Annotated in this window: 28 protein-coding genes; 15 read left to right on the forward strand and 13 right to left on the reverse strand. The window is 72.2% G+C overall.

Going from position 1 to position 26777, the window contains the following annotated elements:
• Positions 1-294 precede the first annotated feature (294 nt).
• Positions 295-1050, reverse strand: coding sequence for an IclR family transcriptional regulator (locus tag ACX9I7_RS30330; protein ID WP_459389140.1), 756 nt, complete (start codon positions 1048-1050; stop codon positions 295-297).
• Positions 1051-1247: 197 nt separating this feature from the next.
• Here ACX9I7_RS30330 and ACX9I7_RS30335 point away from each other — a divergent pair, with 197 nt between their 5' ends.
• On the forward strand, positions 1248-1805 hold the full coding sequence (locus ACX9I7_RS30335) for a hypothetical protein (protein ID WP_387567091.1): 558 nt from the start codon (positions 1248-1250) through the stop codon (positions 1803-1805).
• Between the two features lie 153 nt (positions 1806-1958).
• Here ACX9I7_RS30335 and ACX9I7_RS30340 read toward each other — a convergent pair whose 3' ends face one another.
• From ACX9I7_RS30340 to ACX9I7_RS30360, 5 genes are all read right to left on the reverse strand, one after another.
• Entirely contained in the window at positions 1959-2570 is a 612-nt protein-coding gene (locus ACX9I7_RS30340; RefSeq protein ID WP_459389141.1) for a Maf family protein, read from the reverse strand.
• 53 nt (positions 2571-2623) lie between these two features.
• Positions 2624-4075, reverse strand: a complete 1452-nt coding sequence (locus ACX9I7_RS30345) for a peptidoglycan D,D-transpeptidase FtsI family protein (RefSeq protein ID WP_387567085.1) — start codon at positions 4073-4075, stop codon at positions 2624-2626.
• Positions 4076-4161: 86 nt separating this feature from the next.
• Positions 4162-4290, reverse strand: coding sequence for a morphogenic membrane protein MmpB (gene mmpB / locus ACX9I7_RS30350; RefSeq protein ID WP_358219118.1), 129 nt, complete (start codon positions 4288-4290; stop codon positions 4162-4164).
• Between the two features lie 73 nt (positions 4291-4363).
• Positions 4364-4570, reverse strand: coding sequence for an acyl-CoA carboxylase epsilon subunit (locus tag ACX9I7_RS30355; RefSeq protein ID WP_387567082.1), 207 nt, complete (start codon positions 4568-4570; stop codon positions 4364-4366).
• Positions 4571-4604: 34 nt separating this feature from the next.
• The gene (locus ACX9I7_RS30360; protein WP_386724914.1) at positions 4605-6203 is read right to left on the reverse strand and encodes an acyl-CoA carboxylase subunit beta; all 1599 of its coding nucleotides are present in this window, start codon (positions 6201-6203) and stop codon (positions 4605-4607) included.
• A 199-nt stretch (positions 6204-6402) separates the two neighbouring features.
• Between ACX9I7_RS30360 and ACX9I7_RS30365 the strand changes: the two genes are divergently transcribed.
• The 5 genes from ACX9I7_RS30365 to hutH all read left to right on the forward strand — a co-directional run bounded on the left by ACX9I7_RS30365 (position 6403) and on the right by hutH (position 12623).
• Positions 6403-7254: a biotin--[acetyl-CoA-carboxylase] ligase gene (locus tag ACX9I7_RS30365; protein WP_459389142.1), complete on the forward strand. Its 852-nt coding sequence runs from the start codon at positions 6403-6405 to the stop codon at positions 7252-7254.
• Positions 7255-7384: 130 nt separating this feature from the next.
• Positions 7385-8545: an adenylate/guanylate cyclase domain-containing protein gene (locus ACX9I7_RS30370; RefSeq protein WP_387567075.1), complete on the forward strand. Its 1161-nt coding sequence runs from the start codon at positions 7385-7387 to the stop codon at positions 8543-8545.
• A gap of 122 nt (positions 8546-8667) precedes the next feature.
• A complete protein-coding gene (locus ACX9I7_RS30375; protein WP_387567072.1) occupies positions 8668-9468 on the forward strand; it encodes an enoyl-CoA hydratase/isomerase family protein in 801 nt (266 codons plus the stop codon).
• 179 nt (positions 9469-9647) lie between these two features.
• On the forward strand, positions 9648-10751 hold the full coding sequence (locus tag ACX9I7_RS30380; protein ID WP_387567318.1) for a diguanylate cyclase domain-containing protein: 1104 nt from the start codon (positions 9648-9650) through the stop codon (positions 10749-10751).
• A 327-nt stretch (positions 10752-11078) separates the two neighbouring features.
• Positions 11079-12623 (forward strand): histidine ammonia-lyase, encoded by a 1545-nt coding sequence (gene hutH / locus ACX9I7_RS30385; RefSeq protein ID WP_459389143.1) that lies wholly within the window; start codon positions 11079-11081, stop codon positions 12621-12623.
• A gap of 11 nt (positions 12624-12634) precedes the next feature.
• Here the strand turns inward: hutH and ACX9I7_RS30390 are convergent, their stop codons facing one another.
• Positions 12635-12904 (reverse strand): hypothetical protein, encoded by a 270-nt coding sequence (locus ACX9I7_RS30390; protein ID WP_387567066.1) that lies wholly within the window; start codon positions 12902-12904, stop codon positions 12635-12637.
• Positions 12905-13225: 321 nt separating this feature from the next.
• Between ACX9I7_RS30390 and ACX9I7_RS30395 the strand changes: the two genes are divergently transcribed.
• From ACX9I7_RS30395 to ACX9I7_RS30405, 3 genes are all read left to right on the forward strand, one after another.
• A complete protein-coding gene (locus ACX9I7_RS30395; RefSeq protein WP_459389144.1) occupies positions 13226-14500 on the forward strand; it encodes a L,D-transpeptidase in 1275 nt (424 codons plus the stop codon).
• Between the two features lie 142 nt (positions 14501-14642).
• Positions 14643-15620, forward strand: coding sequence for a GNAT family N-acetyltransferase (locus ACX9I7_RS30400; RefSeq protein ID WP_459389145.1), 978 nt, complete (start codon positions 14643-14645; stop codon positions 15618-15620).
• Between the two features lie 161 nt (positions 15621-15781).
• On the forward strand, positions 15782-16996 hold the full coding sequence (locus tag ACX9I7_RS30405) for a DUF2786 domain-containing protein (RefSeq protein WP_387567057.1): 1215 nt from the start codon (positions 15782-15784) through the stop codon (positions 16994-16996).
• 96 nt (positions 16997-17092) lie between these two features.
• On the opposite strand, the gene ACX9I7_RS30410 is transcribed toward ACX9I7_RS30405, so the two are convergent.
• The gene (locus ACX9I7_RS30410) at positions 17093-17884 is read right to left on the reverse strand and encodes an AraC family transcriptional regulator (protein ID WP_459389146.1); all 792 of its coding nucleotides are present in this window, start codon (positions 17882-17884) and stop codon (positions 17093-17095) included.
• Between the two features lie 55 nt (positions 17885-17939).
• Between ACX9I7_RS30410 and ACX9I7_RS30415 the strand changes: the two genes are divergently transcribed.
• The gene (locus tag ACX9I7_RS30415; RefSeq protein WP_459389147.1) at positions 17940-18560 is read left to right on the forward strand and encodes a class I SAM-dependent methyltransferase; all 621 of its coding nucleotides are present in this window, start codon (positions 17940-17942) and stop codon (positions 18558-18560) included.
• 59 nt (positions 18561-18619) lie between these two features.
• Here ACX9I7_RS30415 and ACX9I7_RS30420 read toward each other — a convergent pair whose 3' ends face one another.
• Together ACX9I7_RS30420 and ACX9I7_RS30425 are read right to left on the reverse strand one after the other, a co-directional pair.
• Complete coding sequence (locus ACX9I7_RS30420) at positions 18620-19567, reverse strand: SMP-30/gluconolactonase/LRE family protein (RefSeq protein WP_459389148.1); 948 nt, start codon at positions 19565-19567, stop codon at positions 18620-18622.
• Between the two features lie 75 nt (positions 19568-19642).
• A complete protein-coding gene (locus tag ACX9I7_RS30425) occupies positions 19643-20227 on the reverse strand; it encodes a Uma2 family endonuclease (RefSeq protein WP_387567047.1) in 585 nt (194 codons plus the stop codon).
• A 174-nt stretch (positions 20228-20401) separates the two neighbouring features.
• Here ACX9I7_RS30425 and ACX9I7_RS30430 point away from each other — a divergent pair, with 174 nt between their 5' ends.
• From ACX9I7_RS30430 to ACX9I7_RS30450, 5 genes are all read left to right on the forward strand, one after another.
• A complete protein-coding gene (locus ACX9I7_RS30430) occupies positions 20402-21130 on the forward strand; it encodes a hypothetical protein (RefSeq protein ID WP_459389149.1) in 729 nt (242 codons plus the stop codon).
• Positions 21127-22461: a nucleotidyl transferase AbiEii/AbiGii toxin family protein gene (locus tag ACX9I7_RS30435; RefSeq protein ID WP_459389150.1), complete on the forward strand. Its 1335-nt coding sequence runs from the start codon at positions 21127-21129 to the stop codon at positions 22459-22461. Before ACX9I7_RS30430 ends, ACX9I7_RS30435 begins: the two co-directional genes overlap by 4 nt.
• Before the next feature lie 176 nt (positions 22462-22637).
• The gene (locus ACX9I7_RS30440) at positions 22638-23438 is read left to right on the forward strand and encodes a trypsin-like peptidase domain-containing protein (RefSeq protein ID WP_387567038.1); all 801 of its coding nucleotides are present in this window, start codon (positions 22638-22640) and stop codon (positions 23436-23438) included.
• A gap of 141 nt (positions 23439-23579) precedes the next feature.
• Entirely contained in the window at positions 23580-24638 is a 1059-nt protein-coding gene (locus ACX9I7_RS30445) for a methyltransferase (RefSeq protein ID WP_459389151.1), read from the forward strand.
• Positions 24639-24950: 312 nt separating this feature from the next.
• On the forward strand, positions 24951-25547 hold the full coding sequence (locus ACX9I7_RS30450) for a DUF4352 domain-containing protein (protein ID WP_387567032.1): 597 nt from the start codon (positions 24951-24953) through the stop codon (positions 25545-25547).
• A gap of 406 nt (positions 25548-25953) precedes the next feature.
• Here the strand turns inward: ACX9I7_RS30450 and ACX9I7_RS30455 are convergent, their stop codons facing one another.
• The 3 genes from ACX9I7_RS30455 to ACX9I7_RS30465 all read right to left on the reverse strand — a co-directional run.
• Positions 25954-26205, reverse strand: a complete 252-nt coding sequence (locus tag ACX9I7_RS30455) for a DUF7848 domain-containing protein (protein WP_459389152.1) — start codon at positions 26203-26205, stop codon at positions 25954-25956.
• Positions 26205-26402 carry a hypothetical protein gene (locus ACX9I7_RS30460; protein ID WP_459389153.1) on the reverse strand — a complete coding sequence of 66 codons (198 nt, stop codon included), beginning with the start codon at positions 26400-26402 and terminating at the stop codon, positions 26205-26207. Before ACX9I7_RS30460 ends, ACX9I7_RS30455 begins: the two co-directional genes overlap by 1 nt.
• Positions 26402-26777 (reverse strand): ATP-binding protein (locus tag ACX9I7_RS30465; RefSeq protein ID WP_459389154.1); only part of this gene is annotated, 376 nt, incomplete at its 5' end. The genes ACX9I7_RS30465 and ACX9I7_RS30460, both read right to left, overlap by 1 nt.

The following is a 26777-nucleotide window of genomic DNA, read 5'->3' on the forward strand; positions in this document are numbered from 1 at the left end:
GATGGCTCCCTCCTTGAAACAAGGTGAGTTTAGGTACTGGCGACACTCTGTGCCGACCCGACTTCCGGGGTGACCTTGCCCACACGGAGCGTGAGAAGGGAGCCGTGCGTGAGCCCAAGTCCCCAGATCATCCACGGTACGCCGGGTTTCCCGGGGCGCCGTTCGCGCGACCGTGTGGCCAAGCTCTCGGTTGGCGACCGGGAGTGGCGACGCCGAATCTTTGTGGAGTCCCTACGAACGGGTGACACAAAGTTTGCGTGCCGTCCCGGGCCGTAGGCACCGTTGTCGATAGATCTACCCGTCAGTAAGGCGGCTGATGTCCGAGACGCCCCGCCACTTCGCCGCCTCCGCGGCGACCGCTCGGAGGGTCTCCGTCACCTGTGCGCCGCGCCGGTGGAAGTCGTCCAGCGGGAGCGCCGCCGACACGGCCGCCAGGCCCTCGGACGAGGGCACCGGCACCGCCACGCACGCCACACCCGGCACGCACTCCTCCACCTCCACGGCCACCCCCTCGTTGCGCACCCGTCGCAACTGGACGTCCAGTCGCTCCGCCGAGGTGATGGTGCGCGGAGTGATCGCCCGCATCCCCGAGGCGGCCAGATAGCGCAGCCGGGCCGCCCGGGGGAGGGCGGCCAGCAGGACCTTGCCGTGGGCGGTGGCGTACCCGTGGGCGTCCTGGCCGGTGCCGAAGCCGCCGGTGGGGTGAGTCGTGGTCGCCCCGGCGAGCACGGCGATGTCGCCGTCGCGGTACGTACTGAAGTACGTGTCGACCCCGGCCGTGCGGTGCGCCCTCGTCAGCAGCTCCTGCACCTCGTCCCCCATCCGCATCTGCTGCTGGAAGGCCCGGTGGAGGGCGGGCACCCGGTAGCCGAGGACGTAGCCGGCGGGCGTACGGGTGAGGTGGCCGCGGTCCGTGAGGGCGCCCAGCAGCTCGTACACCGTGGACAGGCCGCAGCCCAGCCGGCGGGCGAGCGCCTTGGCGGGGACGGGGCCGGTGGCGGCGGCGACGGCGTCCAGGACGTCCAGGGCCCGGTCGACGGACTGCGGCATGGCGGGCGGGGCTCCTTCGGGGATCGGGCCGGTGGGATCAATGGAATCAGTGGAATCGGCCGTAAGAGGCCGAGGTGGTGCGGTAATTCCCGGTGGCGGGGGAGGTGCGGGTGGCGAACTGCGCTGACTGTGCCGGGCATTGCCTCCGGTGGCCCAGGGGATCGTGACCGAAATACCCTGACATCGTTGATGAAGTCATGATCAAGCGCATTGCTGCCGCTGCCGTTCTGGCCGGCGCCGCACTGTCCATGTCCTCCGTCGCTGCCGCCGCCGTACCCACGCTGCCGACGCCGGTGGGGCCGCCCCCGTCGTCGAACGCGGGACCGGTCGGTGTCACGGCCCCCTCGCCGGACGCACCGGTGAAGGGCGACCCCAAGGCGGGCCCGGGGAAGCAGGGTCCGGCCAAGAGCGCTCACGACAAGAAGGCCCCGGGCAAGGGCGCGCCCGCCAAGGGCGACTCCGGTAAGGGCGACCCCGGCAAGGGACAGGCGCCGAAGAAGGGGCAGGCCCCCAAGGCGCAGGGTGGCAAGGGTGCCACCGGGCCGAAGGCCCCGGCCGTTCACGGCGCCCCGGCCCCGGCACAGGTCCAGCCCCCCAAGGGCATGCCCGCGCCGCAGGCCGCCCCCGCCATGCAGGACATGGCCCCGGACCACGACCAGAGCGTCTACCCGGGCGTGGTGAAGGGGCTCGGCAAGCTCGACCAGCTCAGCCAGCTGAAGCAGGTCGGCGCCGCGACCAGCGCGCTGCCGCTCTAGGCCAGTGCCCCGTAGGGGCGCGGGGCCGTGACACCGTGCGGCTCCGCCGCGTGGGCGCGACAAGCCACGACGTGGCCGCGGATTGCCCGGGCCCCGGGCCGTCGCCGGCTGATCGCGCAGTTCCCCGCGCCCCTGCGGGGCACGCCGGGCCCGTCAGGTCCAGAGGTCGGTGATGCCGACGCCCAGCTCCGCGAGCAGCTGGCGGAGCAGCGGGAGCGACAGGCCGATGACATTGCCGGGGTCGCCGTCGATGCCCTCGACGAACGGTGCCGAGCGGCCGTCGAGGGTGAAGGCGCCCGCGACGTGCAGCGGCTCGCCGGAGGCCACGTAGGCGGCGATCTCGGCGTCGGACGGCTCGCCGAAGCGGACCGTCGTGGAGGCCGTAGCCGAGGCGCGGCGGCCCGTGGCGGTGTCGACGACGCAGTGGCCGGTGCGCAGGACGCCGGCGCGGCCGCGCATGGACTTCCAGCGCGCGGTGGCCTCCTCGGCGTCGGCGGGCTTGCCGAGGGCCTGGCCGTCCAGCTCCAGGACGGAGTCGCAGCCGACGACGAGGGCCCCCGCCGCCGATTCCCGCTCCGCCACCGCGGCCGCCTTGGCCTCGGCCAGCACGAGGGCCAGCTCGCCGGGGGTCGGGGCGTCCAGGGCGTCCTCGTCCACCCCGCTGACGATCACCTCGGGGGCGAGGCCGGCCTGGCGCAGCAGCCCGAGTCGCGCGGGGGACTGGGAGGCGAGGACGAGGCGGCGGGAGGGGGTGTGGTTGCTCATGGGGGCCAGCGTAGTTTCCCGGGGGCCCCGCCCCGGACCCCGCGCGGGCGGGGTCACTTGCCCAGCACCGCCTCCATGACCTTCTTCGCGATCGGGCCCGCGAGCTTGCCGCCCGAGATCTGGTCGTCCGGGACGCTGTCGTCCGGTTCGATCATCACCGCGACCGCCACCGGCGAGCCCTCGTCCGTCTTCGCGTACGAGATGAACCACGCCAGGTTCTTCTGGTTCGCGCCCCGCTCCGCGGTGCCCGTCTTGCCGCCGACGGTGACGCCGTCGATGAGGGCGGCCTTGCCGGTGCCCTTGGTCGCGGTGTCCTCCATCATCTGCTGGACCTTCTTGGCGATCTCGGGCGAGACGGCCTCCGACATCACCTCGGGCTTGTGCTTCTCGACCGTCTTCAGGTCCGGGTCGCGCAGCTCCTCGACCATGTAGGGCTTCATCAGCTTGCCGTCGTTGGCGATCGCGGCGGTCATCATGGCGACCTGCAGCGGGGTGGCGGTCAGGCTGCCCTGGCCGATGCCGGCCATGGCGGTCTGGGACTTGTTGATGTCCTTGGGGAAGGTGCTGGCGCTCGCCCGCACCGGCGTGAAGGGCTCCTGGTTGAAGCCGAACTTCTCCGCCATCGCGCGCATCTTGTCCTTCCCCAGGTCGGAGCTCGCCTTGCCGTAGACGGTGTTGCAGGAGTTCTGCATGGCCACGTTGAGGGAGGCGTTCTTGCAGGGGGCCAGGGGGTTCTGGTTGGGCAGCCTGGTCACCGTGCCGGGCATGGTCCAGGGGTCGGGGGAGTCCGTGGGGGCGTTGATGTCCGAGTAGAGGCCGTTCTCCAGGGCCGCTGCCGCCGTCACGATCTTGAAGGTGGAGCCGGGCGGGTACGTCTCGCGCAGCGCCCGGTTGTTCATCGGCTTGTCCGGGTCCTTCTGGAGCGCGTCCCAGGCGGCCTTGTCCTGCTTGCCGTTACCGGCGATGGCCGACGGGTCGTACGAGGGCGTGGAGGCCAGCGCGAGGATCTTGCCCGTCCGGGGGTCGAGGGCGACGACGGCGCCCTTGCGGTCGCCCAGGCCCTCGTACGCGGCCTTCTGCGCCTTGGGGTCGATGGTGGTGACGACGTCGCCGCCGCGCGTCTTCTTGCCGGTGAACATGTCGGCGGTGCGCTGGAAGAACAGCCGGTCGTCCGTGCCGCTGAGCAGCTTGTTGTTGACGCCCTCGAGATAGTTGCTGCCGTAGCCCTGGGAGAAGAAGCCCGTGACGGGGGCGTACATCTTCCCGTCGGTGAAGGTCCGCTTGTACTTCAGGTCGCCGCCGGTCTCCACCGATCCGGTGACGGGCCGGCCGCCGACGATGATGTCGCCGCGTGGCTGGGAGAAGCTCGCGATCGTGACGCGCCGGTTCTCCGCGTGGTTCGACAGCTCGTCGCCGCGGACGAACTGCACCCAGGTCGCCCTGACCAGCAGGGCGAGCACGAGTATTCCGGTGAATACCGCTATGTGACGGACGGGCTTGTTCATATGGGGCAGGACGTGAAACGGGTGAATCCAGTTCCAGAACGGACAAACCTATGAGCAGCCTGTGACACAGCGTGACCATCGTGAGGTCAGCGCACGCCCAGCACCAGGAAGAGCAGCACCATCCCCACCGCCAGCACGATCCCGGCCCGCCGGAGCATGAGCTGCGCCTCGCGCAGCTCCTCGGGCGGTTCGTCGGACGGATCGGACCAGAGCATGACCTCCATGGTCCGCCCGCGAGGCGTGTGGCGCCTGAGTACGCGTACTCAGGCCGCCACGACGCCGAGGGGCTCAGACGGGCCAGTAGCTGGTGCGCCAGGCCAGGGGGCCCGGGTGCGGGACCCGCCGGCCCGCCGCCAGCCGGGCCGGATTGGACCACTCCGAGCGGGCCGGGGCGTCCTGCGCGGCGGTGGCGCCCACCGCCGCGCGGGCTCGGACCACCGCCAGGGCGGCGGCCAGCTCCTCGGGTGTGGGGTTGCCCCGAACGACCTTGATCACGTCGGCGTCCCTTTCGCTACGTTCCCTGCGTTCGCTACAGCGGGATGTTCCCGTGCTTCTTCGGCGGCAGCGCCTCGCGCTTGTCGCGCAGGGCGCGCAGCCCCCGCACGATGTGGCGGCGGGTCTCCGACGGCATGACCACCGCGTCGACGTAGCCGCGCTCGGCCGCCACATAGGGGTTGAGCAGCGTGTCCTCGTACTCCGCGAGCAGCTCGGCGCGCAGCGCCTCCTGCTCCTCCGGCGTGGCGGCCGCGGCCAGCGAACGGCGGTGGAGGATGTTGACCGCGCCCTGGGCGCCCATCACCGCGATCTGCGCCGTGGGCCACGTCAGATTGAGGTCGGCGCCCAGGTGCTTGGAGCCCATGACGTCGTACGCGCCGCCGAACGCCTTGCGGGTGATCACGGTGATCAGCGGGACCGTGGCCTCCGCGTACGCGTAGATCAGCTTGGCGCCGCGCCGGATGATGCCGTTGTACTCCTGGTCCGTGCCCGGCAGGAACCCCGGCACGTCCACGAACGTCAGCACCGGGACGTTGAACGCGTCGCAGGTGCGCACGAACCGCGCCGCCTTCTCGCTCGCGGCGATGTCCAGACAGCCCGCGAACTGCATCGGCTGGTTGGCGACGACGCCCACCGGGCGGCCCTCGACCCGGCCGAAGCCCGTGATGATGTTCGGCGCGAACAGCGCCTGCGTCTCCAGGAACTCGCCCTCGTCCAGCACGTGCTCGATCACGGTGTGCATGTCGTAGGGCTGGTTCGCCGAGTCGGGGATCAGGACGTCCAGCTCGCGGTCGGCGTCCGAGACCTCCAGATCGGCCTCCTCCGGGAAGGCCGGCGGCTCGGAGAGGTTGTTCGACGGCAGGTACGACAGCAGCGCCTTGACGTACTCGATGGCGTCCTTCTCGTCGCCCGCCATGTGGTGCGCCACGCCCGACGTGGTGTTGTGCGTCCGCGCGCCGCCCAGCTCCTCGAAGCCCACGTCCTCGCCGGTGACCGTCTTGATGACGTCCGGGCCGGTGATGAACATGTGCGAGGTCTGATCCACCATCACCGTGAAGTCCGTGATGGCCGGGGAGTACACCGCGCCGCCCGCGCACGGGCCGACGACCAGCGAGATCTGCGGAATGACGCCGGAGGCGTGGGTGTTGCGGCGGAAGATCTCGCCGTACATGCCCAGGGACGCCACGCCCTCCTGGATGCGGGCGCCGCCCGAGTCGTTGATGCCGATGACCGGGCACCCCGACTTCAGGGCGAAGTCCATCACCTTGACGATCTTCTGGCCGAACACCTCGCCGAGCGCGCCGCCGAACACCGTGAAGTCCTGAGAGAAGACCGCCACCGGACGGCCGTCCACGGTGCCGTAGCCGGTCACCACGCCGTCCCCGTACGGACGGGTGGCGTCCATGCCGAAGTTCGTCGAACGGTGCCGCGCGAACTCGTCGAGCTCCACGAACGAGCCCTCGTCCAGGAGCAGATCGACCCGCTCGCGCGCCGTCAGCTTGCCCTTGGCGTGCTGCTTCTCCACCGCCCGCGCGGAGCCGGCGTGCGTCGCCTCCTCGATCCGGCGCTGGAGATCCGCGAGCTTCCCCGCGGTCGTGTGGATGTCGAATTCGTCGGCTACTGGCTCGGACACGGGATGCGGCTCCTGCTCGTCCGGAGGGGTGGGAAGGCGGACATGGCGGTGCCCCCCGACGGGCCCGCCCTGGCTACCGGTTCGTAGCGTATCCGCGCGCATGCGCTGCGGCAGTGCGTCTTTGGCCACACCTTCGGCGGCACCGGCGCCGGTCGGTGCCGTCCGGTTCGTCGGGCTCTCGCCTCCTATGGTGGCTCTTATGACGCCCTCCGACGCCTCCGGCAACCGCTGGTCCGACCTGGACCGCCCGCCGCTCAACGCCAACGCCCTGCGCCGCGCGCTGCTCCGCCCCGGCGGGCTGTGGACCTCCCTCGACGTGGTCCCGCGCACCGGTTCCACCAACACCGACCTCGTCGCCACCGGCGGCCCCGAGGGCGCGGTGCTCGTCGCCGAGGAGCAGTCCGCCGGGCGCGGGCGCCTGGACCGCACCTGGTCCGCGCCCCCGCGCTCCGGGCTCTTCTTCTCCGTCCGCCTCACCCCCGGCCCGGGCGTGCCCGCCGAGCGCTGGGGCTGGCTCCCGCTGCTCGCCGGCGTCGCCACCGCCACCGCCCTCTCCCGCGCCGCCGGCGTCGACACCGCCCTGAAGTGGCCCAACGACCTCCTCGTCACCGTCGACGGGGAGGAGCGCAAGGCCGGCGGCATCCTCGCCGAGCGCTCCGGCGACGCCGTCGTCGTGGGCATCGGGCTGAACGTCACGCTCCGCGCCGACGAGCTCCCCGTCCCGCAGGCGGGCTCCCTCGCCCTCGCCGGCGCCCGGGTCACCGACCGCGACCCGCTGCTGCGGGCCGTGCTGCGCAACCTCGCCGACCTCTACGAGGCGTGGCGCGCGGCGGGCGGCGACCCGGCCGCCTGCCGGCTCCAGGAGATGTACACCGCCGGGTGCGCCACCCTCGGCCGGACCGTCCGCGCCGAACTGCCCGGCGGGCGCGAGCTGGTCGGCGAGGCCGTGGCCGTCGACGGCGACGGACGGCTGGTGCTGGCGACGGCCGAGGGGGTGCGGCAACCGGTGGGAGCGGGCGACATCGTCCATTTGCGGGCGGCCGGATCGTAAACGTCGTAAAGAGTGACCGCCGCGCCGTCGGGAGAGTGAGCTACGGCACACCTGACGTATCGTTGTGCCCGGAACCTAAGCGAGCAGTGATCGGCAGGGCAGTGCGCACGGATCGGACAGGGGGCGGGCGGTGACCGCCGACGATGGGGGAACCACCCGAGCCGGCAGGGCCACGGGGGACGACGGTACGGGCGGCGGCGACCACGGTGCTCGCCACGCCGGTCACCCCGGCGTCGGGGGGAGCATCGGCGAGGAGGACATCGAGGAGGGCGACCCTCTCGCGCTCCGGCTGGAGTCGCTGATCCTCGGGGCCGAGCGCCGCTACACCCCCTTCCAGGCCGCCCGCGCGGCCGGGGTCTCCATGGACCTGGCCGCCCGCTTCTGGCGCGCCATGGGCTTCGCCGACATCGGCCAGGCCAAGGCGCTCACCGAGGCGGACGTGCTGGCGCTGCGGCGCCTGGCCGGTCTCGTCGAGGCGGGCCTGCTCAGCGAGCCCATGGCCGTCCAGGTCGCCCGGTCCACGGGCCAGACCACGGCCCGGCTGGCCGACTGGCAGATCGACTCCTTCCTGGAGGGGCTGACCGAGCCTCAGGAGGGCCTGAGCCGGGCCGAGATCACGTATCCGCTGGTCGAGCTGCTGCTGCCCGAGCTGGAGGAGTTCCTGATCTACGTCTGGCGGCGGCAGCTCGCCGCCGCCACCGGTCGCGTCGTCCAGGCGGCCGACGACGCGGAGATGGTCGACAGGCGGCTGGCCGTCGGCTTCGCCGACCTCGTGGGCTTCACCCGGCTGACGCGGCGGCTGGAGGAGGAGGAGCTCGGCGAGCTCGTCGAGGCCTTCGAGACCACCGCGGCGGATCTGGTCGCCGCCCACGGTGGGCGCCTGATCAAGACGCTCGGTGACGAGGTGCTGTACGCGGCCGACGACGCCGGTACGGCGGCGGAGATCGGGCTGCGGCTCATCGAGACCCTCACGAACGACGAGACCATGCCCGAGCTGCGGGTCGGCATCGCGTTCGGGACGGTCACGACGCGGATGGGCGACGTCTTCGGCACCACCGTCAACCTCGCCAGCCGGCTCACCTCGATAGCGCCGAAGGACGCCGTCCTCGTCGACGGCGCCCTGGCGGAGGAGCTCACGCGCAACGGGGACGCGCCCAAGTCGGAGGCGGAGGTCGCGGCGGCGGGCGAGCGGGGCGAGTACCGGTTCGCGCTCCAGCCGATGTGGCAGCGGCCGGTGCGCGGCCTCGGCGTCGTCGAGCCGTGGCTGCTCACGCGGCGGGAGAACGGCTGAGCGGTGCGAGGCACCAGTGCGATCTTGGGTATGGCCCCCGGGGCCGCCGGGAGGCATGATCGGTGCCGTCCGTACGTCCGTACGCCGTAAGTCCGTACACGGAGACCCGGGAGGGCACCAGCGTGAGCGAGCGCCGCATCGGAGAGTGGATCGCGATCCGGACGCACGAGAACGGTCACGTCGCCGAACTCGTCCTGGACCGCCCCAAGGCCATGAACGCCGTCTCCACGGAGATGGGCCGGCTCATCGGGCAGGCGACCGCCGAGCTCGCCGCCGACCGCGACGTCCGGGTCGTCGTCCTCACGTCCACGCACGAACGCGCCTTCTGCGTCGGCGCCGACCTCAAGGAGCGCAACTCCTTCACCGACGCCGACCTCGTCCGCCAGCGTCCGCACGCCCGGGCCTGCTACACCGGCGTGCTGGAGCTGCCCGTTCCCACCATCGCCGCCGTGCACGGCTTCGCCCTGGGTGGCGGGTACGAGCTCGCGCTGTCCTGCGACGTGATCGTGGCCGACCGGACGGCCGTGGTGGGGCTGCCCGAGGTGTCCGTGGGCGTGATCCCCGGCGGTGGCGGCACCCAGCTGCTGCCGCGCCGCGTCGGGGCCGCCCGCGCCGCCGAGCTGATCTTCAGCGCCCGGCGGGTGGAGGCCGCCGAGGCCCGGGAGTTGGGCATGGTGGACGTGCTCGTCGACGAGGGCCGCGACCGGGACGAGGCGTTGGCGCTGGCCGCCCGGATCGCCGGCAACTCCCCGGTCGGGCTGCGGGCCGCGAAGCGGGCGCTGCGGCTGGGGCACGGGCTGGACCTGCGGGCCGGGCTGGAGGTCGAGGACGCGGCCTGGCGGTCGGTGGCCTTCTCCGGCGACCGGGCCGAGGGCGTGGCGGCGTTCAACGAGAAGCGGAAGCCGGACTGGCCGGGGGAGTAGGACGCGCAGGGATTTAGACGCGCAGGGACTTATCCGCTTTATTGCGCGGAATACGCCCGACGTTCTTACGCTGGAGTACGGGTCGGGAGGCCCTTGCGGTCACGGAATGTGAGGCTCGGGTGGCTGGTGACGGGGAGTGCGACGCCCGGCTGCGCGCTGTCGTGGAGCTCGCGCAGGCGATGGCCGCCGCGCCCACCCCGCTCGAGAGCGTCGAGGCCGCGGCGGAGGGCGCGCGCCGCGCGCTGGACGGGACGTTCGCCGCGATCTCGGTGTGGGAGCGGGAGCGCGGCCGGCTGCGGGTGCTGGTGAACGTGGGCGAGCTCGCGGAGGGGGAGGAACGCTTCCCCGGGGACGAGTCGTATCCCGTGGACGTCTTTCCCGAGATCACGGAGTTCCTGCACGAGCGGTGGGTGGGCGGGCAGCCGCACGCCTGGGTGGAGACGGCTCGGGGGGACGAGGAGGGAAGGGTCGCCGCGCTGCGGCGGCGCGGGCGCGGTTGCTGCGTCGTCGCGCCGATCGTGCTGCACGGGCGGGCGTGGGGTGAGCTGTACGTCGCGCGCTCGGTGCGGGCGCCGCTCTTCGGGCCCGGCGACGCGGACTTCGCGACGGTGCTGGCGGCGGTGGCGGCGTCCGGCATCGCGCAGACCGAGCGGCTGGAGGAGGTCCGGCGGCTGGCGTTCACCGACCCGCTGACGGGGCTGGCCAACCGGCGGGCGGTCGACGCCCGGCTGGACGAGGCGGTGGAACGGCACCTGGGGGAAGGCGCTGTCGTCAGTCTGCTGGTGTGTGATCTCAACGGGCTGAAGAAGGTCAACGACACGTTGGGGCACGCGGTCGGGGACCGGTTGCTGGAGCGGTTCGGGTCGGTGCTGTCGCTGTGCGGGGCGAAGCTGCCGGGGGCGCTGGCGGCGCGGCTGGGGGGCGACGAGTTCTGTCTGCTGTCGGTGGGGCCGACGGCGGACGAGGTGGTGCGGGTCGCGGACGAACTGTGCCGGCGGGCGGGGGCGTTGGAGCTGGGGGAGGGGGTGGCCTGCGGGGTCGCCTCCACGGGGGATCCGATCGGGACGGTGCGTTCGGCGCGCCGGCTGTTCCGGCTGGCGGACGCGGCGCAGTACCGGGCGAAGGCGGCGCGGTCGGCGGGGCCGGTGGTGGCGGGGCGGGACGGTGGCCGTGCGGATCCGGTGGTGCGGATGGCCGACCGGCCGCCGTCGCCGCTGTCGGCGGAGCGGCGCCGCTTCCGGGGCCGGGGGCGGGGTGGGGTGGACGGGCCCTTACGGGGCTGAGCTCTTCGCGGTGCCTGGTCTTGCGGTGTCGGTTGCCCCGCACTTGGCTCCAGTGGCGAAGAGCTCCTTACGCCCCTACCAGGGCCCGTCCACCCCACCCCGCCCCCCTCACGTCACCCCAGCTCCCTGGCTGAGCGATCCGGTTCCGGGCGGGCGGGTGGGGTGGAACCGCGCCGTCAGGCGCGGGCACCCCCGTCGGCGGGCGGCTCGGAAAGTCGACGGAACCCCGCGCGGGAGGCGCCCGGCATGGATCGTCACCGCACGGCGTTACACGAGTACAAAGTCGACTAGTGACAGGTAGCGATTCAGTCTCTAGGGTGCCTGAATATGGATATGCACTCTGTGGTGGTGGGAACGTCCGGCACGACCGCGGAAGACGTGATCGCCGTCGCCCGTGACGGCGCCCGCGTGGTCGTGTCGGAAGAGGCCCTCGCCGCCGTCGCCGCCGCGCGGCAGGTGATCGACGATCTGGCCGCCAAGCCGGACCCGGTGTACGGCGTCTCGACCGGCTTCGGCGCCCTCGCCGTCCGGCACATCAGCCCCGACCTGCGGGTCCAGCTCCAGCGCAACATCGTCCGCTCGCACGCCGCCGGCATGGGCCCGCGCGTCGAGCGCGAGGTCGTGCGGGCGCTGATGTTCCTGCGCCTGAAGACGCTCGCCTCCGGGCACACGGGCGTACGCCCGCTGGTCGTCGAGACGATGGCCGCCATCCTCAACGCGGGTATCACCCCCGTGGTGCACGAGTACGGCTCGCTCGGCTGCTCCGGCGACCTCGCCCCGCTCTCGCACTGCGCGCTCACGCTGATGGGCGAGGGCGACGCCGAGGGGCCCGACGGCGTGGTGCGCCCGGCCGCGGAGCTGCTCGCCGAGCACCGCATCGAGCCCGTGGAACTGCGGGAGAAGGAAGGGCTCGCGCTGCTCAACGGCACGGACGGCATGCTCGGCATGCTCGTCATGGCCTGCGCGGACCTGGCCCGTCTGATCACCTCGGCCGACATCACCGCCGCGCTGTCCCTGGAGGCGCTGCTCGGCTCGGAGAAGGTCCTGGCCCCCGAGCTCCACACCATCCGCCCCCACCCGGGGCAGGGCGCGAGCGCCGCGAACATGGCGGCGGTGCTGGCCGGTTCCGGGCTCACCGGGCACCACCAGGACGACGCGCCGCGCGTCCAGGACGCGTACTCGATCCGGTGCGCCCCGCAGGTGGCCGGCGCGGGCCGGGACACCCTGGCGCACGCCCGGCTGGTGGCGGACCGCGAGCTGGCCGCCGCGGTCGACAACCCCGTGGTGCTGAGGGACGGCCGCGTCGAGTCCAACGGCAATTTTCATGGTGCGCCGGTGGCTTACGTCCTTGATTTCCTTGCGATCGCGGCTGCCGACCTTGCTTCCATCGCCGAGCGGCGGACCGACCGGCTGCTGGACAAGAACCGTTCGCACGGCCTGCCGGCCTTCCTGGCGGGGGACGCCGGGGTGGACTCGGGGCTGATGATCGCCCAGTACACCCAGGCCGCGCTGGTCAGCGAGATGAAGCGGCTGGCGGTCCCGGCGTCGGTGGACTCGATCCCGTCCTCCGCGATGCAGGAGGACCACGTCTCCATGGGCTGGTCGGCGGCGCGCAAGCTGCGGACCGCCGTGGCGGCGCTCGGCCGGGTCGTCGCCGTGGAGCTCGTGGCCGCGACGCGGGCGATCGAGCTGCGGGAGGGCATGGAGCCGGCCCCGGCCTCGCGGGCGGTGCTGAAGGCCGTGCGCGCGGCGGGCGTGGAGGGCCCCGGCGGGGACCGTTTCCTGGCGCCGGACCTGGCGGTGGCCGAGGAGTTCGTCCGGTCCGGGGAGCTCGTCGCGGCCGTGGAGCCGGTGACGGGCCCGCTGGCCTGACGGCCGGTCGGTCAGCGAGCGGCGCCGCGCGACCTGCGCGCGGCGCCCGTGACCAGCGCGCCGCCCGCGGCGACGAACGCTATGCCACCGAAGACATACGGAGTGGTGTCCACACTCCCGCTGGCCGCCAGCTCCTGGGCGGCCGGGGCCGTTGCCGCCGCGAGGGCGTCCTGCTGCTTCTCGGGGCGCTCGGGCGTAGCGTGGGCAGTGGGGACGAACCACAGCGCGCACAGCACCGTGCAGGCGGCGACGGCGGTCAGCAGCGGGCGACGTGTGGTCACGGGATGAAACCCCCTGGCGACGACAGAGATTGACGGTCGTGAGCTGTGGCGCGTCCCGACTGACACGATGTTAGTGACACCGGCGGCCGGTGGGGAAGCCATGGGGTAACCGGCGGTCCAGTAGCAGGGCGTTTGCCCTTTTTCAAGACCCCGGTTGTGGACCTCGGGACCCGAGGGGCTTTACTGGCGTGGTCTTTCCCACAGTTTGCCGATGAGTGGAACCGGGCCAAACGGTGCACGCGTTCCCTTATGTAGTAGCCGGGATACGTGTAGCCCCACGAGCCCCACGATCGGCTCGGGGGATTCCGGGGTCCAGGAGCAATGGAGAAGCGTGTGATGACGTACGGCAAGCGCCGCAAGGGCCTGGTGGCCGCGGCCGCTGTGCTCGGTGGGGTACTGACTCTGGCCGCCTGTGGCGGCGACGGCGACGACGCCAAGGGTGGCGGTGACGCCAAGGGGAAGTCCCAGGGTCAGGTCGACGCCGCGGCCGCCAAGGACGCCTCCAAGGCGCAGATCAAGATCACGCCCAAGAACGGCGCCAACGGCGTCGGCATCACGGCCGATGCCGTGTCCGTCACCGTGAGTGATGGCGAGCTCACCGGCGTCAAGATGACGACGGACAAGGGCACCCCCGTCGAGGGTTCAATATCTTCGGACAAGAAGTCCTGGAAGCCGAACAAGCAGCTCGAGCGTTCGACCAAGTACAAGATCACCGCCGAGGCCAAGGACTCCAAGGACCGCAAGGCCACCGAGAACTCCTCCTTCTCCACCGTCTCTCCCGACAACAGCTTCATCGGCTCCTTCACGCCGGAGGACGGCTCGACGGTCGGCGTGGGCATGCCCGTGTCGATCGACTTCGACAAGCCGATCAAGAACCGGAAGGACGTCCAGTCCCACCTGGAGGTCACCAGCAGCAGCGGCCAGAAGGTCGTCGGTCACTGGTTCGGCGACCAGCGCATCGACTTCCGGCCGCAGGAGTACTGGAAGGCCAACTCCGAGGTCACGCTGAAGATGGACCTGGACGGCGTCGAGGGCGGCCCGAACATCAAGGGCGTCCAGAAGAAGACGATCAAGTTCAAGATCGGCCGCTCCCAGGTCTCCACGGTCGACGCCAAGACCCACCAGATGACGGTGGTGCGGGACGGTCAGACCCTCAAGACCATCCCGATCTCGGCGGGCAGCCCGTCCAACCCGACGTACAACGGCAAGATGGTGATCTCCGAGAAGTTCGTGGAGACCCGGATGAACGGCTCCACCGTCGGCTTCACCGGCAAGGACGGCAAGGGCGAGTACGACATCAAGGACGTGCCGCACGCCATGCGCCTGTCCACGTCGGGCACGTTCATCCACGGCAACTACTGGGGCAGCGGCGTCTTCGGCGTCTCCAACACCAGCCACGGCTGCGTGGGCCTGGAGGACAAGCAGGGCGCCAACGACCCGAACACCCCGGGTGCCTGGTTCTACAGCAACTCGCTGATCGGTGACGTCGTCGACGTGAAGAACTCCGACGACAAGACCGTCGCCCCGGACAACGGCCTCAACGGCTGGAACATGGACTGGGCGCAGTGGGTCGCGGGCAGCGCCACGGGCGCGTGACCCCCGGTCGCTGATGCGTGAAGGGGCCCTCCCGGCGGATTCGTCCGCGGGAGGGCCCCTTTGCCGTCCGCGTTCGTGTTTGTCGTCCGCGTTCGTGGAAAACCGAACGACAGCGCGGAGCTCGCGTCGTAGCGTGCGCGGAATGAGTGAACTGCTGCGTCTGAACGACCGTCCCTCCGAGAGCGAGATCGACGGCTGGCACGCCGTCATAGCCGCCGCCCACGCCCACGACCTGCCCGCCGTGCCGGCGCCCGGGCGGGTGGAGACGGCCGGGGTGCTGTGCGTGACGGACGGCGACAGCCGGTACGTACGGCTGGCCGTGCCGGGGGAGGGCGGACCGTATGCCGGCGTGGTCTCGTTGCGGTTGTTCGACGAGGGAGCGAACCGGAAGACGGCCTGGATCGAGCACCTCGCCGTCCGGCCGGAGCTGCGGAACCGGGGCATCGGTACGCGGCTGTGGCAGGAGGTGCGGGCGATCCTGGAGCGGGAGCGGCGGGGCGCGGTCGGCGCCCAGATCGAGATCGGCGGCGCGGGCGAGACGTTCGCCCTCGCGCACGGCTTCGTACGCGCCCTCCCGCTGGTGATGTACGTGCAGGACGTGACGGAGGAAGCGGCGGCCGAGGAGCCGGTCCTGCCGGAGGGGTACCGCTTCGTCGAGTGGGAGGGCGCGGTGCCGGAGGAGTTCGCCGAGCCCTTCGCGGCCGTCCGCGACGCCATGTCCGACAGCCCCTGGGGCGACTTCGAGGAGGAACGGCCGCGCTGGGACGCCGCACGCTCCCGCACCGTCCAGCAGCTCGTCGTCGACCGGGGCGGGGAGATGCTCACGGTCGCCGCCGTCGCGCCCGACGGCTCGTTCGCCGGGTACACCGAGCTGGTGCGGCGCTCCCCGGACGGCGCGCGGGCCACGCAGTACGACACCGCCGTGGCCGCCGGCCACCGCGGGCTCGGCCTGGGGCGGGCGGTCAAGCTGCGGATGCTGCGGCTCGTGCGCGAGGGACGGATGCCCGTACGGGAGATCGTCACGGGCGTGTCCGACGACAACGGGCCCATGCGCGCCGTGAACAAGCTGCTCGGCTACCGGCCCGAGCGGTCCGTGGGGGTCTTCCAGGCCCGGCTCTGACCCGGCTCCGACCCCGGCTTCCGGCCCGCTCCGCCCCCGCTCCGACCTGCGGGAGCGGGGGCGGGCACCGGGCGTGTGCCCTGCCTGCGGGGATGCGGGAAGATGGGATTCCACTCCGGCGCACCCCCAGCCCGGGCCCCCGAGGAAGCGAGCCCCCCACAGTGCAGAGCACCGAGTCGCCCCTGGAAACCGTCGCCGCGGCCGTACGCGGGCTGCGGGCGGTGCGCGGGGACGATCTCGACGACGCCGTCTACGCCGCCGCCTCCGTCCTGGCCGCCGCCCCCGCCGGCTGGGAGGCCATCAGCGGCGCGGTCGTCCGGCACGGCTCGGCGACGGTGCGGCGGGCCTGGGAGTACGGCTGGCAGCCCGCCGACGTCGTCCGGCTCGTACGGCGGGAACCGCCCCCCGCCGAGACCCGGTTCGCCGTCGCCCTCATAGCCGCCGAGGGCCGGCGCTACGCCCCGGAGACGCTCGACGCGCGCTGGGTCGCCCAGCTGCGGGAGCTCGACGCGCACGCCTGGTGGGAGACGGACGACACCTTCCTCGACGGCTTCGCGGAGCGCGAGCGGCTGAGCCGCTTCGAGACCGCCGTCCGCGCCCTGGCCACGCTGCGGCTGATCGACGGGCTGCCGAGGGTCGGCGGCGTCGGCCCGCTGCCCGGCACCGGCGGGCACGTCGCCGCGGCCGCCGCGGCCGCACCGCCCCGGATGCTCGGCCGCGTCCGGGCACTGCTGGCGAAGGCGGAGTCGACGCAGTTCCCGGAGGAGGCGGAGGCCCTGTCCGCCAAGGCCCAGGAGCTCATGGCCCGGCACTCCATAGACGAGGCCCTGCTCGCCGCCGGCGCGGCCGCCGCCGGGGACGGGCCGGGCGCCTGCCGGATCGGGGTCGAGGGCCCGTACGAATCCGCCAAGGCCCTGCTCCTGAACGCGGTGGCCGCCGCCAACCACTGCCAGGCGGTGTGGTCCAGCGAGTACGGCTTCTCGACCGTCGTCGGGTTCGACGCCGACCTGGAGCTCGTCGAGCTCCTCTACACCTCCCTCCTCGTCCAGGCCACCACCGCGATGGGCCGCGCCGCCGACGACCACCACGCCCGTGGCCGATCCCGCCGCACCCGGGACTTCCGCGAGTCCTTCCTGATCGCCTACGCGGGCCGCATCGGCGACCGGCTGTCCGCGGCCGTCCGCGACGTGGCCGCCGAGGAGACCCGCCCCGAGGTCCTGCCCGTGCTGGCCGCCCGGGACGTGGCGGTCGGCGAGACCGCCGGCCGCCTCTTCCCCGAGACCACCTCCCACCGCCTCAAGGGCCGCGACCCCGAGGGCTGGGCCCGAGGCACGGAAGCCGCGAACGCGGCGAAGCTGGCGGACCGGCGCCCGTAGGGGCCTGGGAGGGAGTGCGCCCCGTAAGGGGCGCGGGGAACTGCGCGACCAGCCCCCACCGGCCCGCAGGTGATCAGGCCACCCCTCGGCGCAGCGCTATCGCGGAGCGAAATACGCCCCCGGCGGCACCCCCACCCCCCGCCGGAACGCCGCGACGAACGCACTAGGCGAGCCGTACCCCACCCGCCGCGCCACCGCGGACACCGTCGCCCCCGCCGCGAGCAGCGGCATCGCCGCCTCCAGCCGCAGCTGGGCACGCCACCGCCCGTACGACATGCCCGTGCCCTCGACGAAGGCCCGCGCGAGCGTCCGGCCGCTCGCGCCCACCAGCGCGCCCCACTGCGCGAGCGTGCGCCCGTCCGTCGGGTCCGCGCGGAGGGCCTCCGCCACCCGCCGGGCCCGGGGGTCGGCGGGCATCGGCGCCCTGACCGTCGTCACGGAGACGGGACGTAACTGGTCCAGCAGGACGTCCTCCGCGCGCTGCCGCGCCCCCGTGTCGAGGTCCTCCTGGGACAGATGGCCGATCAACTCGCGCAACAGCCCGGAGACCGCCATGACTTGCGGCGTCTCCCAGCCGAACGGGCAACGGTCCGGCCAGAAGTACAGACTCCGCATCAGCGCGGCGCACGTGGCGCCCGTGGCGTGCGGGACGCCCGCCGGGATCCACAGCGCGACGGTCGACGGCAGCACCCACGTACGTCCCGCCGCGCGCACGGCCAGGACGCCGCGCGGCGCCCACGCCAGCTGATGGGCGCTGTGCCGGTGGACGTCGAACCATTCGTCCTCGCCGAGCGCGAAGCTCCCGACGGCTATGGCACTGCCGGCGGGGGCGACGACGTGGGCGGCGGGATGTACCCCCGTGACGGCGGTATGTCCTTTCGGCGACATGAGTTGGCCTCCTGGCCCGTATACGACACGGTCGCCTGATTCCTAGCCTTGCCGCATGCCGATGAATCTCGTTCACCGCCGTCTGTGCGGTTCCGAGAAGTGGGCCCGCGCCGTCGAGGACCGTTTGCTGCCGTGGGTCCTGGACGGAGTGCCGCTCGGGCCCGACGCCCTGGAGATCGGGCCGGGTTACGGGGCCACCACGCGCGTCCTGCTGCGCCGGGAGGGCCTGACGAGGTTGAGCGTCGTCGAGGTCGACGCCGCGTACGCGGCCGGACTGCGCCGCGAGTTCGGCGACCGGGCCGAGGGTGTCCTGCCGGGCGAGGGCGGGGCCGAGGTCGAGGTCGTGCACGGCGACGGCACCGCCCTGCCCTGGCCCGACGGCCGCTTCGACTCCGTCGCCTGTTTCACCATGCTCCACCACGTCCCCTCGCCCGCCCGGCAGGACGCCCTCTTCGCCGAGGCGCACCGCGTACTGCGCCCGGGCGGCGTCTTCGCCGGCTGCGACTCGCTGAGCAACTGGCGCTGGCGGCTGATCCATTGGGGCGACACGTGTGTGCCGGTGCCGCCCGCGACCCTGGAGACGCGGCTGCGGGCGGCGGGGTTCACGGAGGTGGCGGTGGAAGTGGGGACGGGCAGCTTCCGCTTCCGGGCGGTACGAGCCGTCCCGGTGGGGTAGCGGATGGCCCCGCCGTCCGTACGGGGGCCGGGCGGCGGGGCGGTACCGCGCTCGTACGGTCAGCCGAGCGTCACCGTGACGACGCGGCCGGAGGCCTCCGTGACGAACAGCTCGCGGCGCCCGTCGTGATCGCCGAACGCACGCGGCACGCGGACGCTCGTCGGCATCCGCAGCCCGCTCACCAGCACGCAGGACCGTCCGGTCACCGGGTCCACCTTGATCAGCTCGCCGCTCCGGAAGGCCGCGACGACCAGATCGCCGCCGAAGGCGGTGAGGTCGTCGAGGAACTTGCCGTCCAGGACGGTGTGGCTGAGCCGGGTGACGGCGGTGTGCCGCGCCGGGTCGGCCAGGGGGACGCGGACGACCGGGGACGTGCCGTTGACGAGAACGCTCGCGTAGAGCTGATCGCCGACGATCTCCAGGCCGTTGGTGCCGAAGACGTCCGCCTTCCGCGTCCACTCCTCGTCCCGGGTGCCGTCCGGCCGGACCTTGAGGATGCCGGTGGCCAGCTCGCGGCTGAGGTAGAAGTTGCCGGCGGAGTCGATGGCGAGGCCGTTGACCCTGGGCGTGCCGCCGAAGACCTTCTCGGCGCGGGGCTCGGCCGCGGCCGGGTCGAAGCGCATGACGCCGCCGTCCCGCTCCAGCGGGTTCACGCCGAAGTTGACGTACATCAGCCCGTCCGGCCCCCGGCGGATCCCGCCGGGGCCGGGCACGGGGAAGGACGCCTTCAGCGTCCCGTCGGGGGCGTACCCCTCGACGCGGTTCCTGGTCACATGGGAGACCCATAAGGTGCCGCGCCCGTCGAACTCCAGGTTCTCCCGCCAGTCCAGCAGGGGCACGCCACCCTCGTGGAACACCGAGACGGCCGCCGGCCGCCCGCACCGGTCGGGGCGCTCGGCGTTCCCGGCCGCCGTGGCACTCGCCGCTCCCGCCACTCCCGGCCCGCCGACGACCAGCGCCGCCACCAGACTTCCCGCCATCGCCATCGCTATCGAACGAATATTCATGGAGGCGTTGTACCGCGTCCGCTTCCGCTCCGGCGCGGCGTTGGCCGAATCACGCGCCGGAGCGTCGCCGCGAGGCTAGTAACGCGGCAGGTTCTCCGTGGAGATGGTCCAGTCGCCGATCGTGACGTCCTCCCCGTAGACGAAGTCCTTGCGCATCGCGTAGCGAGGACCGGAGGCGGTCTTGTGGATATCGGAGAAGACGGCTCCTTCACCCTTGCGAGGATCGAAGACGGCGTATACCGGGATTCCGAGCAGGGGGTAGTCCCGCATCTTGCCCACCCAGTCGTTGTCCGGGTTGGACCGGGAGACGACCTCGATGGCGGCGACGACAGTGCGCGGGTCGAAGGACCCTTCGCCCTCCATGTCCTCTTCCCGGATCACCATGACGTCCGGGTGACGCAGGATGCCCTCGTTCACGCCCTCCACATCGGGCGTCCCGGTGGGAGCTGCCAGGCCGTCCGGCATGACCTTCTCCAGCCGTCGGCTGATGCGGAACGCTGTCAGTTCGTGCGGCTTCCCGGGCGACATCATGTCGTGAACGATCCCCTCCCTTGTGATCTCCAGCTTGCCGGGCACGCTCTCCTGTATCTGCTCGACGACGTCTCGCATCGCCTGGTAGTGGAGGGCATCGTGCCCGACGTGGTCCGGGGCGATCGTCATGACGTTCGCTCCTCTCTGCTGCAGCGGCCCTGATGAGGGTCGGCCGGAGACACAGAATCATGCTATCGCCGCGGCCGGAGTCACCGCGTTCTTCACGGACCGGGCCGCACCCTGACGCCCGCCGCCGCGAGGGCCTCGATGACCTGCGGAGTCATGCCCTGAGATCATCCCCCGGTGATATCCAGCACCACCGCGACCACCACAGCTCGCTTCGCCGTTGACTTCGCCGGTGACTTCGAGGCCCACCTCACCGTCCGCGCCGATGACGGGGCCGCGACCGTGGACGCGCTCGAACGGTACGCGGCCGGACACGGCATGAAGTGCGCGCACATCGTGCTGGACCGGGGCCGGACGCCCAGCCAGCCGATGCTCACCCTGCGCGGCTCCGGGCCGCTGCCCGTGGTCCGGGCGGCGGTGGAGGACGCGGCGCGCGGCGTGCGGGGGGCCGGGTTCGCGGTCGTCCGGACGAAGATCGAGGCGACCCCCTGGGCGGAGGGCGTGCCCGGCACCGACGCGGAGGCGGCGGCCCTCGGGGCGCGGTACTACTTCGAGCACCACGTGAAACTCCTGCTCACCTCCGGCACCGACACCTCCGCCCTCACGGCGCTCGCCGAGGCCCACGCAGCGCACCTGTCGCGCAACGCCCGCCGGGTGCGGGCGGACGGCCGCGCCGAGCGGTTCGTCACCCAACGCTGCCGCCTCGTGGGCCGCCCGACGGCGGAGCGACGGCTGGACGCGCTGCTGGCGGCCCTGCGGGACGCGGGGTACGACACGGCCTCCAGCGAACGGGAGTTCGTCGTCCACGACAGTGACGAGACGGTCGACGACGGCTGGATCGACGACGGCTGGACCGACGAAGAGACATCCGGCGAAGAGACCACCACCGAGGACGTGAACCGATGACGATGACGACGGCACCGTGGGAAGAGTTCCCGTCCGGACCGTGGAAGGCCACGACGGTCGTCCCGCAGCTCCCGCCCGACGAGGCCACGCGGCGGAAGAAGGACCTGCCGGCGACGCTGCGCCCGGTGCCCGGCGAAGGCGTCGTACAGCTTCCCGTGTACGACCCGGCGGCCAACCACCACCTCCTCGGCATGCGGCTGAGCGAGCCCCGGTTCGCGGACCCGGACCGGGGCGAGGCGTGGTTCGCGGCCCGGCGTCACGCCCTCGACCACGCGCTCGCGGCGGTCGCGGCCTCCCCGTGGGCCGGGCACCTGGTGCTGCGCGGCAGCGTGCTGCTCAAGGCGTGGTTCGGCGACGCGGCCCGCGAGCCCGGCGACCTGGACTTCGTCGTCGTCCCCGACACCTGGCGGCTGGAGGACGACCGCACGGACGCCATGCTCGACGGCATAACCCGCGCCGCCGAGGCCGCCGCGAGGGCGTCCGGCGGCCCGGTCCGCATCGACGCGGCGGGCGCCGTCAGCGACGAGATCTGGACGTACGACCGGGTGCCGGGCCGCCGGCTCGTCCTGCCCTGGACGGGCACCGGAACGGACGACGTCCCGTCCGGCACGGTCCAGCTCGACTTCGTCTTCAACGAGCCCCTGCCCGCCCCGCCCGTCCGCACCGCGATCCCGCCCCTCGCCGGCGGCGAGGGCGCCCCCGTCACCCTCATGGCGGCGAGCCCGGAACTCTCGCTCGTGTGGAAGGTCATGTGGCTGGTGAGCGACACCCACCCCGAGGCCAAGGACCTCTACGACGCCGTTCTCCTCGCGGAGAGCGTCACCGCGCCGTACGAGCTCCTGGACCGCGTCCTCTCGGCGGCGGGGGAGTGGTCCGACATCCCGTCCGTCCTCGCGGAGGCGGGCGAGATCGACTGGCCCGAGTTCGAGAAGGACTACCCGGACGACACGGAGACCGGCGGTGGCTACCTGGTGCGCCTCGCCGCCGCCCTGTCCCGGAGCCATGTGCCGGACGAGCCGAACGCGTACGCCCGGCTGGCCGTCGCCCACGAGGACCTCACCGGGACCGTGCGGGAGGAGTACGCGGCGGGCGGCATGGAGGCCGTCGCGCTGTGGTTCGCCGAGCGCACGGTTTCCAGCATCGGCACGCTGATCGCGCTGAGGGAAGTGCTGGGACGCGATCGGTGCACCCTCCGCGAGGCAGCGGAGATCGCCGTCTCCCTCCGCGACCCCCGCCCCGGCCGCGACCGCGACGCGATCTGCCGCCACCACGGCGATCCGCGCGAGATCGCGGCGCGGCTGGAGGAGATGGGGCTGGAGGAGACGGGGTAGCGCGGCGGTAGTGAAATCGCCGTGAAGCGGTACTCGAGCTTCACTCGACCACTAGTGACAAACCCACATCCGTGTTCTTCGATGTGCGTGATTGCCGCTGCGGCAGTCGGCCGGGGCCGTTGCCCGTCGCCCCCACCCCGGCCGTCCCCGTCCCCGTCCCGTACAGGAGTGATCGCATGCTGCGCGCGTTACGCGCCCTCGGCCTCGCCGTTCTCACGGCCGGCCTGACCCTCACCGCCGTCCCGGCAGCCACCGCCGCCACCCCCGCCGCCGGCTCGGCCGCCGCCCCCGCGGCCGAACGGCCGCTGACGCCCATCGGCGGCGGCACCGGCATCATCTTCCGGATCACCCCGACCCCGGAGGAGCGCCAGAGCTTCTACGTCTGCACCCTCACCGCCGTCGGCCGCGACAACGCGGGCAATCTGGTGGGCCTGACCAACGCCCACTGCTTCATCGACGAGAAGGGCAACAAGCTCGTCGGCGAGAAGGTCTACCGGGACACCTCCCCCGCCGGAACCGCGGCCGCCCCCGCCGACCTCAACGCCAGCCGCGCCGACCTGGAGACGGGCGCCATCGGCACCGTGACGTACGTCAGCACGCCCAACAACCTGCTCAACGCCGGCCCCAAGGGCCTCGACTTCGCGGTCATCAAGCTGGACGAGACGAGGGTCGCCCCCACCGCCACCGTCGGCGGCGTCACCATCACCTCGATCGGCGCCCCGCCCCCCAACGGCGTCCGCATGTGCAAGCAGGGCCACCGCACGGGCCTGACCTGCGGCATCAAGCTGGGCACCCACGACATCTGGTTCACCCACCTCATCTGGACCAACGGCGGGGACTCCGGCTCCCCCGTGGTCAGCGGCCAGACGCTGGTCGGCAACGCCTGGGGCGTGCAGCACAGTTCGGCGATCCTGGACATCATCGCCGAGATGAACGCCAACGGCGGCGTCGGCGCGGGCTTCCACCTGGCGGTCTGAGCCGAACCGAAGGGGAGCGCGGCGGCCCTAGGGCGGAAGTCCTACCGGAGATCGACACAGCGGCGGAGCCGTGGTCCGGCTGGGGGCTGAAAGGGTGGTGATCCTCCGATACCCACCGGAACCGCCGCCAGGGAGGCCGTGATGGACCCCGCCACCACCCCCGAAACCGCCCCGGAACCCCCCTTGGACCCCTTGGACCCCTCGGGTGCTCTCCGGCTGATGGAGGAGACCTTCGGTTTCCTCCACTCCGCCGCGCTGCGGACCGCCGCGCGCCTCCGGCTCGCCGACCACCTCGCCGACGGACCGCGCACCCCCGCCGAACTCGCCGGGGCCACCGGCACCGACGCATCGACACTGCGCCGGCTGCTGCGGCTCCTGGCCTCGCGCGGCGTCTTCCAGGAGGACGAGGCGGGCGCGTTCGGGCTGACCCCCGCCGCGTCCGCCCTGCGCACCGGCATACCGGGCTCGCTGCACGCCGCGGTGCTCCTGCTCACCGACGACATGTTCCTGCGCCCCGCGGCCGACCTCGCCGAGACCGTACGCACCGGCGAATCCGCCTTCCCCAGGGTCTTCGGCACCCCCTTCTTCGAGCACCTCCGGACCGACGACGCGGCCCGCGAGGTCTTCGACGCCGGCATGGCGGCCTTCTCCGGCCCCCTCGACGACGTGGTCGCCGCCGCGTACCCGTTCCCGGACCACGGCACGGTCGTGGACGTCGGCGGCGGCCGCGGCGGCCTGCTCCGGTCCGTCCTGCTGCGCCACCCCGGCCTGTCGGGCGTCCTCTTCGACCAGGCCCCGGCGCTGCGCGAACCCCTCCTCGCCTCCGACGAGTTGACGGGACGCTGGCGTGCCGAGCCCGGCGACTTCTTCACCGCCGTCCCGAAGGGCGACGTCCACCTCCTCAAGCACGTCCTGCCCGACTGGAGCGACGACGACTGCGTCCGCGTCCTGCGCTCCTGCCGCCAGGCCCTGGCCCCGGGCGGCCGCGTCCTGGTCATCGACGCCGCCCCGCCGCCGGGCAACGCCCCCCACCCGGGCAAGGACCTCGACCTCCTGATGCTGACGGCCCTCGGCGGCAGCACCCGCACCCCCGCCGAACTGGCCACCCTCTTCACCCGAGCCGGCCTCCGCCACGTCCGCACCCTCCCCACCCCTGGCTTCGCCTCGATCGTGGAAGCGGAGGCGGCACCCCTGGACTAGCCGCCGGCGGCCGCTATCCCCACCGGACAGGAGACGCCCGTGCCTACGAGCAGGACTGCCGGGCAGTTGTACGCCCAGAAGGGTCGGGACGTCGCCAGGCGTCTCTGGGGCAAGAGTTCGCCCACTAGCTGGCAGAAGGTCAGCTCCTACAAGCCGTTTGTTATGGCGAGTTGGCGGGCTTTGTGAATTTTTGACTTGGTGGGCCGGGTCGTGTCGAGCTCGCCCGCGTTACCTGTGCGCGGTGATCTATCCGCCCAGCCGTCCTGGGTCGAGTCGCACTCTCGGACCGATCCGACCTGCGAGAAAGATGCCATGTCTCAGCCACAGATGTCTCAGCCCCAGTGGACGAACCCCGCGCCCGAGAAGCGCATGTCGACGACGAAGATCGTGCTGCTCGTGCTGGCCGGTGTGATGGCCTTGGTCTTCGCGGGCTGCACGGCATTAGTCGTGGGCGTGGGCAAGGCGGTCGACGACGAGGTGAGCGGTCAGCCGAAGAAGGTACCGGGCAAGGGGGCCGACGACGGTAAGTCGGCCGCGCTCGGCAGGGACACCGTGAAGCTCAACAACGGCCTGGAGGTCGCCCCGGCCATCCCGGAGAAGTACTCTCCGGACGAGACCGCTGCCTCCACCGGCGCGTTCAACTACAAGGTGCAGGTGACTTTCGCCAACAACGGTGAGAAGGACGTCGACCTCAACCTTGCCGCCATCAAGGCCGCCACCGATGGCGGCGCCACCAAGGAGATCGTCGACAGCGCGAACAACGTCGGCATGCTGAACGGCGGCACGCTTGCCCCGGGGCAGACCACGAAGATGACGTTCGGCTTCTCCACGGAGAAGAAACCCACGTACGTAAACGTGGATGTCACCCCGGGGCTGTTCAAGACGGCCCACTTCACCTACAAGTTCTGATGGCCAGGACGACACGTAGAGGACGCATGGCACTGTCCATTCAGGGCTTGGCCAGGCTGGCGGCGCTTGTGGCGCGTGCTCAAGCCACCTCATCCGGTCTGCCGTAGCTCGCCCGCCCGTCGAACCAGGTCTGCTACCGCGCGCCCGGTCTCCGTCGGCCACACCAACCGCACCACCCCCGCCCTATCCGCCAGGGTCTGCGCCGAGCTCACCAGGCCCGCCAAGGAATGAGGGGTGGTCCGGCTCTGCTGTTTCGTGGTGCGGTCCGGTTCCCCAGGGGAGCTGAGGAACCGGACCGCTTTCTCCCTTCGACGTGGTGAGCCGTTCCGCCCGTGAGTCGGCGAATGAGGACGGACGCCGCTCATGAGCGGTCGCGTCGAAGGAGTCGAGGAGGCGGAACCGTCGTTCAGCCGACGTCGTCCGCCTGGTCCGGCAGGATCCTCCACACCCGTGAGGCCTGGGAGTAATGGATCGTCGCGGACTGGAAATCCTGGTGGTCTGTGGCCTCAGCGTGCCCGATGGCCCACAGGTCCGCGTCGTTCGCGCGCAGCTCGGGCTCGGGGGAGTCCCCGCACGCCCGGAACTCGACGAGATGAAGCGGCGGGTTCTGCGACGGGTCCGTCGGGTGCAGCACCCACGCGGACGCTTGCTCGCTCATCAGCGAGTTCCCCGTCGCGGCTCCCGCCAGCCACGCTGAACCGTCACCGGGGCATCGCGGCCGACACGCCACGGGTCCCCGCCCTTGAACACCACGATGACATCACACTCGCGCTCGCGAACCCTCTTCACTTCCCGCCGGACACGGCCATCGTCGACCACATCGCCGCTGCGCAGCATGTACGCCAGCAGACGCATCACCGCCACCTCCCACCCGGCACGGTGATCACGGCCCACACGGACTTGCCCACGCCCCGCCGGACAGTGCATCCCCAGCGGTCGGAGAGCGCCTCCACCAGGACCAGGCCACGGCCTCCCGCCTCGCCCGGGGGCCGCCTCTGGGGGTGGCGCCGCTCATCGGCGTCGTCCACGGCGAGTCGCACACCTTCGGGGCCCCGGCAGAACGAGGTCTCGATGTCCCGCCCCCGCACGTAGGCGTGGGTGATCGCGTTCGTGACCAGCTCCGAGAGAACCAGCACCGCCGGTTCCTCGATCGCACTCAGCCCCCACTCCGCCAGCGCCGCGCGCAGCTCATCGCGAGCCAGGCCGACGGATCGTCTGTGTGTCGTCCAA

The organism is Streptomyces sp. L500 (assembly GCF_054551825.1).

Bases quoted from the DNA above. Each gene is read 5' to 3' on its own strand.
- ACX9I7_RS30330 (WP_459389140.1), bottom strand. From the start codon at position 1,050: ATGCCGCAGTCCGTCGACCGGGCCCTGGACGTCCTGGACGCCGTCGCC.
- ACX9I7_RS30335 (WP_387567091.1), top strand. From the start codon at position 1,248: ATGATCAAGCGCATTGCTGCCGCTGCCGTTCTGGCCGGCGCCGCACTG.
- ACX9I7_RS30340 (WP_459389141.1), bottom strand. From the start codon at position 2,570: ATGAGCAACCACACCCCCTCCCGCCGCCTCGTCCTCGCCTCCCAGTCC.
- ACX9I7_RS30345 (WP_387567085.1), bottom strand. From the start codon at position 4,075: ATGAACAAGCCCGTCCGTCACATAGCGGTATTCACCGGAATACTCGTG.
- mmpB (WP_358219118.1), bottom strand. From the start codon at position 4,290: ATGCTCTGGTCCGATCCGTCCGACGAACCGCCCGAGGAGCTGCGCGAG.
- ACX9I7_RS30365 (WP_459389142.1), top strand. From the start codon at position 6,403: ATGACGCCCTCCGACGCCTCCGGCAACCGCTGGTCCGACCTGGACCGC.
- ACX9I7_RS30380 (WP_387567318.1), top strand. From the start codon at position 9,648: ATGGCCGCCGCGCCCACCCCGCTCGAGAGCGTCGAGGCCGCGGCGGAG.
- hutH (WP_459389143.1), top strand. From the start codon at position 11,079: ATGGATATGCACTCTGTGGTGGTGGGAACGTCCGGCACGACCGCGGAA.
- ACX9I7_RS30395 (WP_459389144.1), top strand. From the start codon at position 13,226: ATGGAGAAGCGTGTGATGACGTACGGCAAGCGCCGCAAGGGCCTGGTG.
- ACX9I7_RS30400 (WP_459389145.1), top strand. From the start codon at position 14,643: ATGAGTGAACTGCTGCGTCTGAACGACCGTCCCTCCGAGAGCGAGATC.
- ACX9I7_RS30410 (WP_459389146.1), bottom strand. From the start codon at position 17,884: ATGTCGCCGAAAGGACATACCGCCGTCACGGGGGTACATCCCGCCGCC.
- ACX9I7_RS30415 (WP_459389147.1), top strand. From the start codon at position 17,940: ATGCCGATGAATCTCGTTCACCGCCGTCTGTGCGGTTCCGAGAAGTGG.
- ACX9I7_RS30420 (WP_459389148.1), bottom strand. From the start codon at position 19,567: ATGAATATTCGTTCGATAGCGATGGCGATGGCGGGAAGTCTGGTGGCG.
- ACX9I7_RS30425 (WP_387567047.1), bottom strand. From the start codon at position 20,227: ATGACGATCGCCCCGGACCACGTCGGGCACGATGCCCTCCACTACCAG.
- ACX9I7_RS30435 (WP_459389150.1), top strand. From the start codon at position 21,127: ATGACGATGACGACGGCACCGTGGGAAGAGTTCCCGTCCGGACCGTGG.
- ACX9I7_RS30440 (WP_387567038.1), top strand. From the start codon at position 22,638: ATGCTGCGCGCGTTACGCGCCCTCGGCCTCGCCGTTCTCACGGCCGGC.
- ACX9I7_RS30445 (WP_459389151.1), top strand. From the start codon at position 23,580: ATGGACCCCGCCACCACCCCCGAAACCGCCCCGGAACCCCCCTTGGAC.
- ACX9I7_RS30450 (WP_387567032.1), top strand. From the start codon at position 24,951: ATGTCTCAGCCACAGATGTCTCAGCCCCAGTGGACGAACCCCGCGCCC.
- ACX9I7_RS30455 (WP_459389152.1), bottom strand. From the start codon at position 26,205: ATGAGCGAGCAAGCGTCCGCGTGGGTGCTGCACCCGACGGACCCGTCG.
- ACX9I7_RS30460 (WP_459389153.1), bottom strand. From the start codon at position 26,402: ATGCGTCTGCTGGCGTACATGCTGCGCAGCGGCGATGTGGTCGACGAT.